We start from the raw sequence: 14,522 nt of genomic DNA on the forward strand, positions 1-14,522 counted from the left end.
TTACAATGGTTAAACACTGGAAAAAAGGAATTCTGCCTGTTCTATCTGCAATTTTGGTGCTTTCTCTGGCCGCGTGCAGCGGTTCGCCTTCCGCTTCGAATGGAGGGAAATCGTCTGACGGTACAGGCGGCACAGGGTCCGACAGCAAGCAGGTGAATGCCACAGCGCTGGAGAAGGCGATCAAGAACGATAAGGCCCCGATTAAGGGTGGCATCATCAATTATGCACTCGTGTCTGATACCCCTTTTGAAGGTATTCTGAATCCTGTATTTTATGAAGGCAATCCTGATTTTGAAGTCTTCCAGTTTTTCTACCCTTCTATGTTTTCGATTGACTCCAATCTAAATATTGACAATAAAGGAGCGGCGACGATTTCCTTTTCCCCAGACAATAAGGCGGTGACTGTAAAAATTGATCCCAAACTGAACTGGACGGATGGTAATCCCGTAACGGCAGAGGATTATGCTTTTTCCTATGAAGTGATCGGTCATAAAGACTACGAAGGTCCGCGTTATGATAGCTTTATGACCAACATTGTGGGCATGGAGGATTATCACGCGGGTAAGGCCAAAACCATTTCTGGCATCAAGGTGCTGAATGAGAAAGAGGTTACCATTCACTTCAAGGAACCTAATCCTTCGGTGAAATCGGGACTTTGGTCTACACCACTGGAGAAAAAGGTATTTCAGAATATCCCCGTGAAAGATATGGCCGGATCTGATCCTGTCCGTAAAAATCCGATTGGCTATGGACCGTTCAAAATTAAATCAATGGTCACAGGTGAATCTGTGGAATTCGTCAAAAATGAAGATTATTTCCACGGTGAGCCCAAGTTGGATGGTCTTCATCTGAAGGTGGTGAACCCGAATGTCATTACCGAGGCGCTGAAAAGTGGAGAAGTCGATTGGGCCAGCTATCCAACCACCCGTTACAATGAGGCCAGCAATCCGAAAAATGTACAGTTTCTCGGTCAGGAGGAATTATCTTATAGCTATGTGGGCTTTAAGATGGGCAAATTCGATCAGGCCAAGAATCTAAATATCATGGACCCGAACGCCAAGCTGGCGAACAAGTCATTGCGTCAGGCCCTCGGCTATGCGCTGAATAATGAGCAGGTCGGCAAGCAGCTCTATCATGGACTTCGGATTCCAGCAACATCCCTGATTCCGCCTGCCTTTAAGGGATATCATGATATAAATGCAAAGGGCATCGCGTATGACCCGGACAAGGCGAAAAAGCTGCTGGACGAGGCAGGCTATGTGGACACCAATGGAGATGGATACCGTGAGGACCCTAAGGGCAAGGAACTGGTTCTCCATTATGCGGCAATGAGCGGAGATGCGACAGCTGAATCGCTGGCAAAGTTTTATTTGCAAAACTGGAAGGATGTCGGACTTCATGTCGAGCTGGTGGACGGTCGTCTGCTTGAGTTCAATTCTTTCTATGATCGTGTGCAGAAGGATGACCCCGGCATTGATATTTTTGGCGGCGCATGGAGTACAGGTACAGATGTAAACCCTAGTGGGCTGTATGGACGCGGAGCCAGCTTTAACTACTCGCGCTTTACCAGTGAAGAGAATGATAAGCTGTTGCAGGAAGGGGTGTCTGTGAAAGCCTTTGACGACAATTATCGTAAAGATATATACAATCAGTGGCAGGCGTATATGAGCGAGGAGGCGCCCATTGTACCGACGTTATTCCGTTACTCGTTGGAGGCAGTGAATAATCGGGTAGCCAATTACGATATTACCCGTGGCAAGGAGTATGATGCAGACACGTTTGCGAATATTACGTTGACTGCGGAAAAAGCCGAAGTAGCCCAATAATCTAAAAAAGCGCAATAACCTGAAGAAGAAGCGCGAACCGGATTGATCCGATTTTGCGCTTCTTTTGACCTTTTAGTGCGATCATTCTGGGGATTCTCGAAGGGAGAGAAGGAAGACGGAAATACGTCAGCTTCAATACTTCATTGCCGTATGCGAGGAACTGCATTTTACGAAAGCTTCGGAAAAGATCGGAATCTCCCAACCCACGCTTAGCTTGCAAATTAAGGCGTTGGAAGAGGAATTGGGCATGACGCTTTTTGACCGTGCAGGCAAGAAAATTAAAATGACAGATGCCGGAAAATTGTTGCTGCAACACAGTGCACATGCGCTCAAGGATTTACAGCAAGCAAAGGCTTCCATTGAGGAGTTACGCACCGAGCAGCGCGGGAATTTGCGGATTGGCATTGCATTACCGGAGCTGGAGGAACCATTGCAAGAAATGCTTATCCATTTTCATCAGTCATTTCCTAAAGTCAGCCTGCACATCCATCCATCATTTGATGTAACAGGACAGCTGCTGGATAACCGAGTGGATGTTGGCATTACGCTGCATTCGGGTACGGATGAAAGGCTTGTCCAGCTTCCTCTTCGTACGGAGAACTATTGTCTTGTTGTTCCGGTAGAGCATGTGTTTTCCAACCGTTCTTCCATTACACTGGACGAATTGAGGCATGTACCCTGGGCGATGCAGCCAGAGTGTCATTCCGGCAGGAAGCTGATTGAGAAGTGCTTCCGTGATCGCGGGTATCCCTTTGCAACCGTCTTGGAGACAAATTCCATACCTTCAATCCTGCGCTGGGTGCAGGAGGGACTTGCCGTAACCCTACAGACGGAGTCCCTTGCGGCAGAATTGGATCGCTCACAATTTTGCACTGTACCTATTTTGTGCGGCGTGCTGCAGGGTCAACTAGAGTTGATTTATCAGTCTGGCCGTTATCAGGGAGAAGCGTTGAAGCGATTGATTGAAAAGATACAAGCTGTACTAACAGTGCGTTCCAACTAGTGGCAACCCTAATGAGTATCAGGAGCTTTAATGTGTACGAACTTCCAGCCTGCGTGCAATCAGTGACATACTGTAATTGACAGCAAAGTACAGGAAAGCTGCGAACAGCAGGGCTGGAATGACAAAGGATTGATTTTGCCCACCGACAATCTGAATGTTATGCGTCAGCTCCGGCAAACTGATAATGACAGCCAGTGAGGTATCCTTGAATAGGGAAATGAACTGGCTGACCATCGGAGGCACCATGCGACGAAGCGCTTGGGGCAGAATGATATGCCACAAGGTTTGAGAGTAGCTTAGACCGGAGGAACGTGCGGCTTCCACCTGTCCTTTATGGACCGAATTCAGGCCGCTGCGCACAATCTCGGCGATCATGGCTCCCTCGAAGATCGACAGGCCTGTAATGGCTGCCCACTTGAGGGAAATCGAAATTCCGATGGATGGTAAAACCATACCGATGAAGAAAATAATGAGCAATAATGGAAGATTGCGAATGAGATCAATGATAAAGGCTGCAACCTGTGAAATGACAGGTAAGCGGGTATAGCGCAGGATGCCGAATAAGATACCGAGAGCGAAGCTGAACACGATAGAGTAAATAGCAACCTCTAGCGTGAGCAGGAAGCCCTCCAGTATAAAACGCACATTAGGCCACACAAACAATCCACCGAAATCCATACGGGCTTCCCTCCTTAGGATGTTTTGGACAGACGCCGTTCCATGTATAGTACAAGAAAGCTAAGCGGAACCGTCAAGATAAGATACAACAGCGCCGTGATGGCGTAGACTGTGATGGGCAGGAAGGTATCCGAGTTAATGAGGTCCGAGTAATACATTAGGTCCAGTCCGGCCACAATAGCCAGCACGGAAGAGTTTTTGACCAGATTAATGAATTGGTTGCCGATCGCAGGCAGTACAATTTTGATGGCTTGCGGTAAAATAATGCTGATCATCGTCTGGTTGTAACTCAACCCGGAGGACCTTGCCGCTTCGAATTGCCCCTTGGGCACAGATTGAATGCCGGCACGTATGGCTTCAGCAATAAAGGAGGCTGTGTATACAGTCAATCCGAGCGTTCCAGATACGAATCCGTCCAAAGGGATGCCCAAAGTAGGAAGTCCGAGATAAAAAAACAGTACGACGATCAGCAATGGGATATTGCGGATGACCTCTACATAGACGGTACCGATCCAGTTCAGCCATTTAAAAGGCGCAATTCGGAGGATGGCAATAATAGCCCCCAGAATAAAGCTTCCGATCAAGGCAATGACACTAGCTTGAACGGTATGAAGCAAGCCTTCTCTGAAACGGTCGTTATGATCGAAAAGTACGTTGATATCAAAAGTAAGCATCTGCCAATTTACCTCCTTATCCAGACTTAAGAAAGGAAGGAGCTCGCAATCGCGGCTCCTTCACAAGAATACTATTCGGGTTTAACCCCAAGCCATTGCTCGTGGAGCTTATCGTATTCACCGTTGCTTTTCAGTTCCTTGAGCGTATCATTAATAGCTTGTAGCAGTTCGGTTTGCCCCTTCTTCACTGCGATGCCGTAAGGTTCCTCTGTGAAGTTCCCGCCTACAAGAGTATAATTCGGGTCTTGCTGCTGCATGCCGAGCAGAATAGAGTTATCCGTAGTCAAGGCTTCTCCTTTACCTGCTTTGAGGGCGTTGAAAGCATCCTGATAGTTTTCGAATTCCAATATCGTTGCTTCAGGTGCTTTTTCACGGATATTTTTGGCGGAGGTAGAGCCTTTCACGGCGAGCACCTTGGTATTCGAGGTCAGAGACTCCAGCCCGGTGATGGGGCTCCCTTTTTTCACAAGCAGAGATTGCCCGGCGTTAAAATAGACGTCGCTGAAATCAACCTGCTTTTTACGTTCGTCCGAAATGGTCATCGTCGCGATAATGGCGTCGATGTCCCCATTTTGCAATAAGGTAATTCGTGTTTTGGACGTGACTTCTTTTAGTTCAAGTTTGGTTTCATCGCCAAAAATATGTTTGGCTACAGCCTTAGCGATGTCGATATCAAAGCCCTCTACTTTTCCGCTAGCCGGGTCTTTCAGTCCGAACAGCTTGGTGTCGTATTTCACACCAACGACCAGTTTGCCACGCTGTTTGATCGCTTCCAGCCCGTTGGCTGCTGCCGGCTCATTCCCCGACGTTGCCGCTCCTTCTTTGCCTCCACAGCCTGCCAAGACGAGCAGACAAGATAAAGCTACCAGCACCAAAGTACTCCATTGAAATCTTTTTCTCATCAGAACATTCCCCTTTCGATTTACGCTACATTGGTAGTCTATTAATGATGAATCAGACGGCTCAGGAACAGGCGAGCCCGTTCTTCACCCGGATTCTGAAAAAATTCGACAGGTTGGCTGTCTTCCAAAATTTGTCCTTTGTCCATAAAAATCACGCGGTCCGCCACTTCACGTGCAAAGCCCATTTCATGAGTGACAATGACCATTGTGATGCCCTGATGGGCGAGCGAGCGCATAACATCCAGTACCTCTCCGATCGTTTCGGGATCAAGTGCTGAAGTAGGCTCGTCAAACAACATAATTTTTGGATTCATCGCGAGCCCGCGGGCGATCGCGACCCGCTGCTGCTGTCCACCGGACAATTGAGCGGGGTAGCTCTGTGCCTTTTCTTCGATTCCGACGCGCTTTAGATAGGTGATGGCTGTTTGAGTAGCTTCTTCTTTCGAGATGCCCAGTACCTTCATAGGTGCCAGTACAATGTTTTCAATCACCTTTTTGTGGGGATACAGATTGAAATGTTGGAACACCATCCCGATATTGCGGCGGAAGGCATTGATATCAATCTTTTTGTCATGTACAGGGATCTCGTTAACGATCAGCTCCCCATCCGATATCGTTTCCAGACGATTGATGCAGCGAAGCAGGGTGCTTTTACCCGAGCCGGAGGGACCGATGATTACGACGACCTCGCCCTCCTTAATCTGAAGATTAATGTCTTTGAGTACATGGAAGTGACCGTAATGCTTGTTGACATTGCGAAACTGGATCACAGAGCTCACCCCTTTTTAGGCTTGGATACATAGCTTAGTAGACGGATTGACATGATCAAGCTCTATTAGAATTTAAAAATTTCTCTCATGATACTATAAGCTTACAATAAAAAACAAGATTTTATGTCACTAAACTTTACGTTTAATGTATTTTGGTGTGTTTTTTGCTAGTGAACTGTTATTTATATGTTGGGAATGAATGAATATCCGTAATTTTATGTTATTAAATTTGACATAAACTATTGATCCTCGACATGCCAAGGGAGAAACGTGACAAATGCAACGCTATGTTTTACAGTAGGGAAGAAGGAATTTAGGGTAAAGGAAGGTTAGACAATGACGAAAGCTATTTCACCGCTAGTAACGGCATTGGGCATGGAGCCCCATCCAGAAGGCGGCTGGTACAAAGAGATGTGGAAGGCCCATTTCCAAATTCCGAAGCCTGTACTGCCGGATGTGTATTCCGGTCCGCGCTTTGCAGCTTCGTCTACGTATTTCTTGCTGCATCCGGGCGAGTTCTCCGAGTGGCATGTGGTCCATTCTGATGAGCTGTGGTTATATCATAGCGGAAGCCCTGTAGAGTTGAAATTGGGTGGAAGCGGGGAAGAGCCTGGTGAAGAAACTGTGATTATCGTCGGTGCGGATGTGGAGGCAGGACAGCATCCACAAGCACTCGTTCCAGGAGCAGTATGGCAAACGGCACGTCCGCTTGGGGATGAGCCCGTGCTGGTAACCTGTGTGGTTGCACCAGGATTCCACTTTGATGATTTCAAGCTGATTGCCAAGAATCCAACTGAATCATGATGTGAGCATTGGCGGGTGTATTTCTGTAATGAACAGGAATGGCCCGCCTGATTTATGTTTACTCATAGAAATAGGGCTTTAAAATAGCTTTAGGTGCTTAGTTTCGCCTGAACAATGAGACGATGGGTGGGGTTTACGAGAGGGTCACATGTAATCAGTGTAAGCAGCTTTTGTTTTTTGAAGCTTTTCAGAACAGACACGTCCGTAGGATCGACCACCTTCAGGCTATAAACGCTATATACATATTGGTTACCCCGAGCGTTAACAACAATCTTATCCCCGATCTTCAATTCATTTAGACGATTAAATAAACGTCCAGAGGTACGGGCTCGATGAGCAGCAATGGCGGCATTCCCTGCTTGTCCCAGCGTCCCCGTTTCCGGCATATGTACAGCCGCGTGTCTCATATTTATCCTCGTTGCGCCTTCCAATACAGGGAGCTTTAAAGCAATACGACTTATACTAATAGTGGCTATGGGAGTTTGTTCATTAGCGCTTACCATGGGAGCAGGGGATGGGGAAGTATTTTGTCGTGCTTCACTAACCGGAACTTCTGTAAGACGAGTGGACAAGCGAGCATAGCTGTCCGTAAGACTGGGGGGCCATAGCGCGTCGCTTTTTCCAGATGGTAGCTCTGCTGCTTTTAATAGCTTGCTTTGTTCCTGATCCTCATTCCATTCTGTCGCTTTAGGAAACAAAATAAAAAGTAAGCCTAACACAATAAATACGTAGGAAAGTTTACGCAGACTCAGCAATCTCGCCTCCCCTAAGCAAAGTACGGATTATACATATTTTTTTGAAAAATGCCCCATTCCCGACTCATTCCAATCGGGAATGAGTCGGGAGATCAGGGCAGGTGATCGGTTTTATTTTTTGTTTGTTCGTGTGAATTTCAAAAATACGCCCCATATAACCATCGCTATGCCTGTCAAATAGAACGGAACGGGGCTGCCTTCACCTGTTTGGGGCAATTGGTGTACCGCAGGTGTATCCTCCGGATCTTCAGGTTCTTTTCCCGGAACCTTGAGACGGATCTTAGGTTCGGGATCGTCTTTCGAATCCACCGGAGGAGGAGGATCTTGATGAGGCATGACGGCTGGCGGCTCCGGCTCCGGCGGTATAGGCGCAGGTTCCTCCTGTGGAGGGACTATGTCCTCCGGAGACTTTGGCAATGACGGAGGAACGGTTATAGACGGAGTATCGGGTATTTCCGGATCTTTGTCATGTTTTTTACCTGAGCCTCCGGACGGGGGTGAAGGGTCTGGATGAGTAGGCGTTCCTGGTTCGTTTTTCTTTTCTTTACGATTGGTGATCACAACCCTCTTTACACCAGAGCTTTGTCGCAGTGTTGCGTCTATTTTGATCTCGAGCTTGCCCTCGGTGACTTTATAGCCCTCCGGTGCTGCCAATTCTTCCAAGATATAATCGTCATGAAGCAAGGAGGAAAAGATGATTTTGCCTTCCGCATTGGTGGTCTGAATGAGCGGGGCTCTTTTTTGACCTTTATCATAGAGCGCAAACTGTGCGCCAGGCAGTACCTTGTCAGGCATATCCTGATCTACCTTGGTCAGCTCAAGACTTTCGGTCACACCCCCGCCAGAACCGGAGCCGGAAGACGTTCGTACGATGATTTCCTGGCTGGTTTCCCGCATCTCTGTCGTCAAGCGATCCCCCTCAAAGGCAACCTTATTACTCACCTTGGCTTTGTCTTCAGCATGAATGAACGATTGGTATTCAAGTATAAAAGCAGTGGAAATATCCTTGGCAAAAGTAACTTCAAAAGTTTGCTGGCCTTGAGCGTCTGTCTTGATATACAGCTTGTAATCTTGGTTTCTAATCAACTCGGTGCTTTTGGTGGTATTTCCGTTGGCAGCGATGATTGTAGAGTACAAATGAAAGGAATCCTCAATTAGGATTTGATTGTTGCTAGGCTGATCTATAATTTTAGCGTTAGATACATGGGACTGTCCTTCATTGATGCGGATGCTCCAATCGATCTTATTTCCATTTTGTGTACCGACTTTAGATACATATTCTCCGCCATGAGGTACCGCGACTTGCGCTGCCCATTCAGAGACTGTTTTTTGTCCATCCAGTAGAAGGGCTTGATTGTGGATTTCTTTTTCAATCAGTTCTCCTTCCAATGAAGTTTGAAAGGTAATCCAGTAGGGAGTCTGTATCTGCTCCTTGAACTGGATACGCAATTCATTACCATTTTGCTCGGAGGGAGGAATAATGGTGTATTGATCTGCTGGGATTTCAGCCCCTTTTTGTACGCCATCCCACCATCCCAGCAAGGTCATATCGTATACTTTTACGGAGGCGGGCAGTAACTTCTGACCTTGCAACAAGGGGTCTCTCACTTCCGCGTGATTCAGAATCTTGCGATTGTAGTTAGCTTTAATGTCCCAGGTAATGAGCTTGGAGGTTGCATTATAGCTTCCTTGCTTGGCACCGTTTCGTTGTGTCATAAAGTCCGGCCAGATCGGGCACTCCACTCCTTGCGATGATCTTTCTCCGTCTTCAAACTGGTATTCTATATGGGATTTATTACGAAACTCGGGCTTCGTCGTATCCGTTTTCCAGTCATTATTATAGGTGGTTGAATACTTGATTGTATAAGCCTTCTGAATGGCTTTATGAAAAATGAGCGTAAATCCTTGTTTATAGTCCTGTGATAGCGGAACCAGCTCATAATCCGTGGGCGCACGTAGCTCCGTTGTTCCGTCAACACTTTGAATTTTCAGGGTGTCCGGTAACAAAGCCAAGCCCCCGTTTGGAAACACATCCTGAATGACAATATTTTTCATGATGTACAAGTCTGTATTGATGGTAATCACCCAAGGTATGATTTTGGTGTTGTAATTGGGTGTGTCATACATTTTAGTCATAACTCCGCTTATGATTTCCGTCGATACAATCTTCTGCGTTCCATCCGAGGTTATGATGTTTATAACTTTTCCATTATCATAGACACGGCCTCTGGCTTGAGTCTGGTATCGGATGGTATAGGCTGAATCTACGTCGAAGTTGAATTGAAGTTTGAAGCCGTTGCGGTCCGGATAATCAACTGGGATGACAGTATACGCCCACGATGGGAGCTCCTCCAGTGTGTTTCCCTTAAATACTTTCAAAGAACCGGGCAGCAATTCTTGAGTTTTATTGAAATGATCAATTAAAAGAGCTTTGGCTTCGGGGATTTTTGTCTCGCTGAAGTTATATCTTATGGCCCACGAGAGTGTTTGTGTGGCATGATCATATTTTTCAACCTTTTTGGACAAAAATTCACCACGTTCCACCTGAACAGTAGCGGTAGCAACAACGTTCTCTATCGCATCTCCTGAAAGCGTTGCTGTGTTGGAGAAACGAGTTTTATCGCCAATAATACGCGTGGAATATTGAATCTGATAGGCCGTGTTAATGCTATCGTCTTGAAAACGAATCACAAACCCTGTCCCGGCTTGATCTGCTTCAATGGCATATTCACTTGCATTCACTAGGTCTCGAACAACGGTCGAGCCGTCGATATTGACTTGTAGATGATAGAGCCGGATAGAGTCTCTTCTGAGTTCCAGCCCTGAAGGAATGGGATCGGTGATGAGGGCATGCTTTACGGTGTTTAGTTGTTTGTTCACATCAATGGTCCAGTCGATCTGATTGGTGCCCTCTATTTTCCCTTGTTTGCTTAGGGTTGGCCCTGACTGGGGTTTTACATTCACGATGACCGTTTGTACCCCGCCTTTGATCGGAATCGCAATGATGATCTCTGTACTGCCTTTCACCGTTTCTTTCGTAAACTCGGTTTTAACTTGTAGTTTGCCGCTGACATTGGAGTGATTCTCTACATATTGGTTAAAGGTCATGATAACCTTGCCCTGACGATCTACTGTGAAGTATCCCACGGTTCCATCGGTAGTGACTAACGGAGATGAGATATCAGTGTAGATGACAAACTGTTCTGGTAAATGAAAGGTGAAGGTGTCCCCTGACTTATAGGTATTGTCAGGAAGCTCCCATTCATATCCTAGTTGGATGGCTGATCCGATGTCGAATTGGCTGCCGGGACTATATACCGCATCAATGACACGCCCTGTTTCGTCGGTCAGGTTCAACTTCGTTAGTATGCTCTGCGGAGCTGCATCATGTTGAGACTTTGAACTGACTGCTCCTTGAACGAAGGGGACCGTGTTTGAAGGAATCTCCCCAGGAGGTTCAAGGTTTGGGACAACGTATACAGCATCTGTAACGGTAGGTGTAGGATCAGATACAGCACTCTGCGGCAGTTCTGGGGCTGGAGCATCTGCGTAAGCCAGCGTTGCGCTGAAAAAGCTTTGGACAATGAGCAATAAGGCAATGATCATTACATTTATTTTTGTTCTCATGCTCCAAGTGATTCTCCTATTCATCGTAATATGGCAATGCTTCGTTCGAAATTAGTATATTCAGCATGTTAGGCAGACATGACTATCCCAATAGAAAAAAAGCCCTGATCATAGCGATCAGGGCTTTCTTCGAGAGAGGCATAGCAATTTGTGATGGATCTATGTAAAAAAGACATAATAAAAAGCTCGTTCATCTGGTAGCTGGCTGCCATCCGGATAGGAAGGCCCTATAGTTTTGCGTCACTGCCTTTCGACAGTTTTGCCATTAACTTGAATAGCTTGTGCGTCTATCATCTATCAAACTGATTTCATGTAACCTCTCATTTACAACTTGGAACGGTTCCCCCATTTTTTGCGGAAGGAATGAGGTGTTTCTCCTACATGCTCCTTGAATAGGTTAATAAAATGGCTCGTATTGGGAATCCCTACGTACCTTGCGATATCCACAATGGACATGTCACTGGTTTTAAGCCAGCTTTGAGCGGCTGTGATACGGACATTAATGAGATAATCAATCGGAGAGAAACCGATCTGCTTTTTGAAATTTTTAGCCAGATTAAACTTGTTTAATTCAAACATGTCTGCCAGCGAGTCCAGTGTTATTCGCTCACAGTAGGACTGATCCAAATATTGCTGTACCCGGCGTACTTCGCTGAGGGTTTCAGCATTCACATGCGGATGATCATAGGGATGTTGCAAAATGCACATTAGTATTTCACCAATGAGCCTGGACGTTAGCAGCTCAGCGGAAAGACTTCTGTCAGACTGCCCGCAAATCAGAGCATGGAGCTTATCCAATATAATATGCGGATTATGCATGGAAATGACCGGTTTATTATGCTTGGCAAATTGTTCGTAAAAATTTTCGATCAGGTTGCCATACAGGTACAGGCTGATATACTCCCAGGATTCATGACCGGAGGTGCTGTATTGAACATATTCCTCGCAATTAATAAAGAACAAATCTTGAGGTTTTATGATATATTTCTTGCCCCGGTACAGTAATTCTCCCTTACCAGACAACGTAAAGACAAGCAAAAAAGAGGCAAGTTCTTTCCTTTCCATCGTAAAAGCAGAAGTTTTTTGGAAGTAGCCTAATTCCTGGATATATAAAAGGGATTGCTTGGCAAAAGCGGAGGGAGTGCGTACAATTACGACCGGATCGCCATTCCAGAGGCCCACGTTGTTTTTTTGGTCTGTTGTCATATTCAATTCCTTTACAAAAAAGCAATTTTATCTAGCATATCTTGGTTTGATTTACCAATATATAATGGCTGATTAAACATGATTTCCTATTTATAAAAGTTTATTTTATCACAACAAATATGTCTATATATCAAATTATGTGTGTGAGCTTTATGGGAGTCTCGCTTTTTATGGATATTTAATCTGATAATCCATATGAAAAAGTCGAATGCTGTTGAAAGAATCTGGGGTTATCATGGATTCAAATCCTTTCTGAGGTCAAATACCAAAATGGTACTGAAAAAAGGTATCTTATGCCCATTCAACTTTCTTGTTCACTTCTCCTTTCGGTTTAAAAAAATTGGGACTTGGTTTTGTTAAAATGGTTCGTAAGGCTTATTATTGAAAATAAGAGTTTGGGCCCAGTACTGTGATTTTGTTCACAAACATGAATGTAAAAAAGAGAGATATATGCATAAAAAATTACGCAAAAAGTGCCCTTGCGCGTTTCATCAAAAGTGCTTTCAACTTTGGAAATGACACGGGCAATGATATGATGGGTAATACAGGTATAGTGCTTTACTTACTCGACAGTCAGTTTGGAGGATTACAGGATGGGAAAACCAAAAAGTACGAAAACCGCAGCGGCTTGGTCGCTCGTTATTCTAGGGGCAGGCTTTGCAGCCACATTGCCCTTCCAGCAATATGGCTGGGCTCGTTTATTAGCCGGAGCTTTTGAGGCAGGACTTGTAGGGGGACTGGCAGACTGGTTCGCTGTCACTGCTTTGTTCCGTCATCCGCTAGGCATTCCGATACCACATACGGCGCTGCTTCCTAAAAATAGGGACAAGCTCACGAATGCATTGGTGAGTACCGTGGAAAATAACCTGCTAAACAAAGACAGCATTGCGTCTAAAATTGCAGATATTCGTTTGGCCGATTTGGTACTGGGCGGTGTGGAAAAAGGAATGCGCACGCCGGAGGCGGCGGCATCCATAGATGTTCTTGCCAAGCGTCTCGTCCAGTCGCTCCCGCTCGCGGAATTGGCTCCGGTCATCGTGGCAGAGCTCAAGCGGCAGGTGACTGACTTTGACACCGGACCGCTGCTGGAGGCGCTTGCTCGTCAAACCAGCGAGAAGGGCTATGATCGCCGCGCACTGGATTACACGCTGGAGCAAGCCGAGTCCTGGCTTTTGCGACCCGAAACGGGTTATACGCTGGGCACCTTAGGGATGCAGGCTGTTAGTGGTTTGCAGGTGAGCGGGCTGATGCAGTTTGCCTTGAACGCATTCCTCGGCTATCTGAACGAAGAGCGTATGGGTGAAATGATTCGTCATTTCCTGCTGGATCAGGTAGCAGAACTGCAAAGGGAAGAGCACCCGCGCCGCCAGGCCGTGCTGGATGGTCTGAGAACACAGGTGACCCGATTGGCGACGAAAGATACGGTTCAGGAAGGGTTGAACGGCTGGAAGGATAGCCTTGTTGAAGCCTGGGAAGGCGATGCGTCAGTGCTGGGCAAAATGGAAGAACTGCGTATACGCTTATTGGACTACATGGAAGACGGAAGCTATGTGCAGACCTATATTTTACCGCTATTGGATCGGATGCTGACTGATTTAAGAGGGAATACCGAGCTGCTGGACAAGATCAATGTGCGAATTGTGGAAGGTATTACTGGACTGGTGGAAGCCAACCATAGTCGAATTGGTAACTTGGTACGCGAAAATGTAGACAAAATGGATAACAAATCCCTGATTGCACTGATGGAGGACAAACTGGGACAGGATTTGCAGTGGATACGTATTAACGGCGCAGTTACAGGCTTCCTGATCGGCATTGTGCTGACAGGTATCCGTATGCTAATCCAATAGACCAGAAAAAGCTACAGATAGGGTTGTGGAAGCATGAGGCTTTGGCATGAACATTTAATCGACAGGTTACCCCGTCCGCAACTGCTGGGGCAACATCGTGAGTGCTGTGCCCTGCGCGGGAATGGGTGGGGCAAGCCACACGCCACCGTGAATTATGTGTTCGATTATCACCCAATGCTGCTGGTGCGCTATCATAGGCTCATTATGGACGAAATGAAAAGCAGAGGGTACAATGTTGATCCACTATGGGAACAGCCGTTGTATCGCGGTAAGCAGTGTGAGCCTTGGGAGGCGGAGCTGGGTGAGGAACTGGCAGGCGCGGGTGCATATGTGGAGCATGACGATGAGTATATGAAGGAGTGCCTGGATAACCTGGCTTCCAAGGGTATTTTAATAGAGATTGAAGTGACCTAAAAAAGACGGGCTG

The 14,522-nt window shown here is 46.4% G+C and carries 12 protein-coding genes, 1 pseudogene and 1 riboswitch; of the genes and pseudogenes, 6 read left to right on the forward strand and 7 right to left on the reverse strand.

Features of this window, described 5'->3' with window-relative positions; genetic code table 11:
• The first annotated feature begins 5 nt into the window (after window positions 1–5).
• From opp4A to ACM1ND_RS01850, 3 genes and pseudogenes are all read left to right on the forward strand, one after another.
• Complete coding sequence (opp4A, locus tag ACM1ND_RS01840) at window positions 6–1,826, forward strand: oligopeptide ABC transporter substrate-binding protein (RefSeq protein ID WP_028541232.1); 1,821 nt, start codon at window positions 6–8, stop codon at window positions 1,824–1,826.
• A gap of 160 nt (window positions 1,827–1,986) precedes the next feature.
• Window positions 1,987–2,067: pseudogene (locus ACM1ND_RS01845) on the forward strand (LysR family transcriptional regulator); the annotation flags it as partial.
• 6 nt (window positions 2,068–2,073) lie between these two features.
• Window positions 2,074–2,829, forward strand: a complete 756-nt coding sequence (locus tag ACM1ND_RS01850; RefSeq protein ID WP_418026969.1) for a LysR family transcriptional regulator substrate-binding protein — start codon at window positions 2,074–2,076, stop codon at window positions 2,827–2,829.
• 27 nt (window positions 2,830–2,856) lie between these two features.
• Here ACM1ND_RS01850 and ACM1ND_RS01855 read toward each other — a convergent pair whose 3' ends face one another.
• The 4 genes from ACM1ND_RS01855 to ACM1ND_RS01870 all read right to left on the reverse strand — a co-directional run bounded on the left by ACM1ND_RS01855 (window position 2,857) and on the right by ACM1ND_RS01870 (window position 5,862).
• Window positions 2,857–3,507, reverse strand: a complete 651-nt coding sequence (locus ACM1ND_RS01855) for an amino acid ABC transporter permease (RefSeq protein WP_071639273.1) — start codon at window positions 3,505–3,507, stop codon at window positions 2,857–2,859.
• Between the two features lie 14 nt (window positions 3,508–3,521).
• Window positions 3,522–4,181: an amino acid ABC transporter permease gene (locus ACM1ND_RS01860; RefSeq protein ID WP_418026970.1), complete on the reverse strand. Its 660-nt coding sequence runs from the start codon at window positions 4,179–4,181 to the stop codon at window positions 3,522–3,524.
• Between the two features lie 71 nt (window positions 4,182–4,252).
• Window positions 4,253–5,083 carry a transporter substrate-binding domain-containing protein gene (locus ACM1ND_RS01865; RefSeq protein ID WP_068941025.1) on the reverse strand — a complete coding sequence of 277 codons (831 nt, stop codon included), beginning with the start codon at window positions 5,081–5,083 and terminating at the stop codon, window positions 4,253–4,255.
• A 41-nt stretch (window positions 5,084–5,124) separates the two neighbouring features.
• Window positions 5,125–5,862: an amino acid ABC transporter ATP-binding protein gene (locus tag ACM1ND_RS01870; protein ID WP_418026971.1), complete on the reverse strand. Its 738-nt coding sequence runs from the start codon at window positions 5,860–5,862 to the stop codon at window positions 5,125–5,127.
• A gap of 327 nt (window positions 5,863–6,189) precedes the next feature.
• Between ACM1ND_RS01870 and ACM1ND_RS01875 the strand changes: the two genes are divergently transcribed.
• Window positions 6,190–6,657 (forward strand): cupin domain-containing protein, encoded by a 468-nt coding sequence (locus ACM1ND_RS01875; protein ID WP_013308442.1) that lies wholly within the window; start codon window positions 6,190–6,192, stop codon window positions 6,655–6,657.
• 89 nt (window positions 6,658–6,746) lie between these two features.
• Here ACM1ND_RS01875 and ACM1ND_RS01880 read toward each other — a convergent pair whose 3' ends face one another.
• From ACM1ND_RS01880 to ACM1ND_RS01890, 3 genes are all read right to left on the reverse strand, one after another.
• Window positions 6,747–7,412 carry a class D sortase gene (locus tag ACM1ND_RS01880; protein ID WP_023986684.1) on the reverse strand — a complete coding sequence of 222 codons (666 nt, stop codon included), beginning with the start codon at window positions 7,410–7,412 and terminating at the stop codon, window positions 6,747–6,749.
• Between the two features lie 111 nt (window positions 7,413–7,523).
• The gene (locus tag ACM1ND_RS01885) at window positions 7,524–11,039 is read right to left on the reverse strand and encodes a collagen binding domain-containing protein (RefSeq protein WP_418026972.1); all 3,516 of its coding nucleotides are present in this window, start codon (window positions 11,037–11,039) and stop codon (window positions 7,524–7,526) included.
• 193 nt (window positions 11,040–11,232) lie between these two features.
• A riboswitch (cyclic di-GMP riboswitch) is annotated at window positions 11,233–11,313 on the reverse strand.
• A 50-nt stretch (window positions 11,314–11,363) separates the two neighbouring features.
• A complete protein-coding gene (locus ACM1ND_RS01890) occupies window positions 11,364–12,245 on the reverse strand; it encodes an AraC family transcriptional regulator (RefSeq protein ID WP_028541226.1) in 882 nt (293 codons plus the stop codon).
• 593 nt (window positions 12,246–12,838) lie between these two features.
• On the opposite strand from ACM1ND_RS01890, the gene ACM1ND_RS01895 reads away from it, so the two are divergent.
• Window positions 12,839–14,095 carry a DUF445 domain-containing protein gene (locus ACM1ND_RS01895; protein ID WP_068941032.1) on the forward strand — a complete coding sequence of 419 codons (1,257 nt, stop codon included), beginning with the start codon at window positions 12,839–12,841 and terminating at the stop codon, window positions 14,093–14,095.
• Between the two features lie 33 nt (window positions 14,096–14,128).
• Window positions 14,129–14,509: a TIGR02328 family protein gene (locus ACM1ND_RS01900; RefSeq protein ID WP_023986688.1), complete on the forward strand. Its 381-nt coding sequence runs from the start codon at window positions 14,129–14,131 to the stop codon at window positions 14,507–14,509.
• Window positions 14,510–14,522 lie beyond the last annotated feature (13 nt).

Origin of the sequence: Paenibacillus sp. JJ1722 (assembly GCF_048282685.1) — a bacterium.
Lineage (GTDB): Bacteria > Bacillota > Bacilli > Paenibacillales > Paenibacillaceae > Paenibacillus > Paenibacillus polymyxa_B.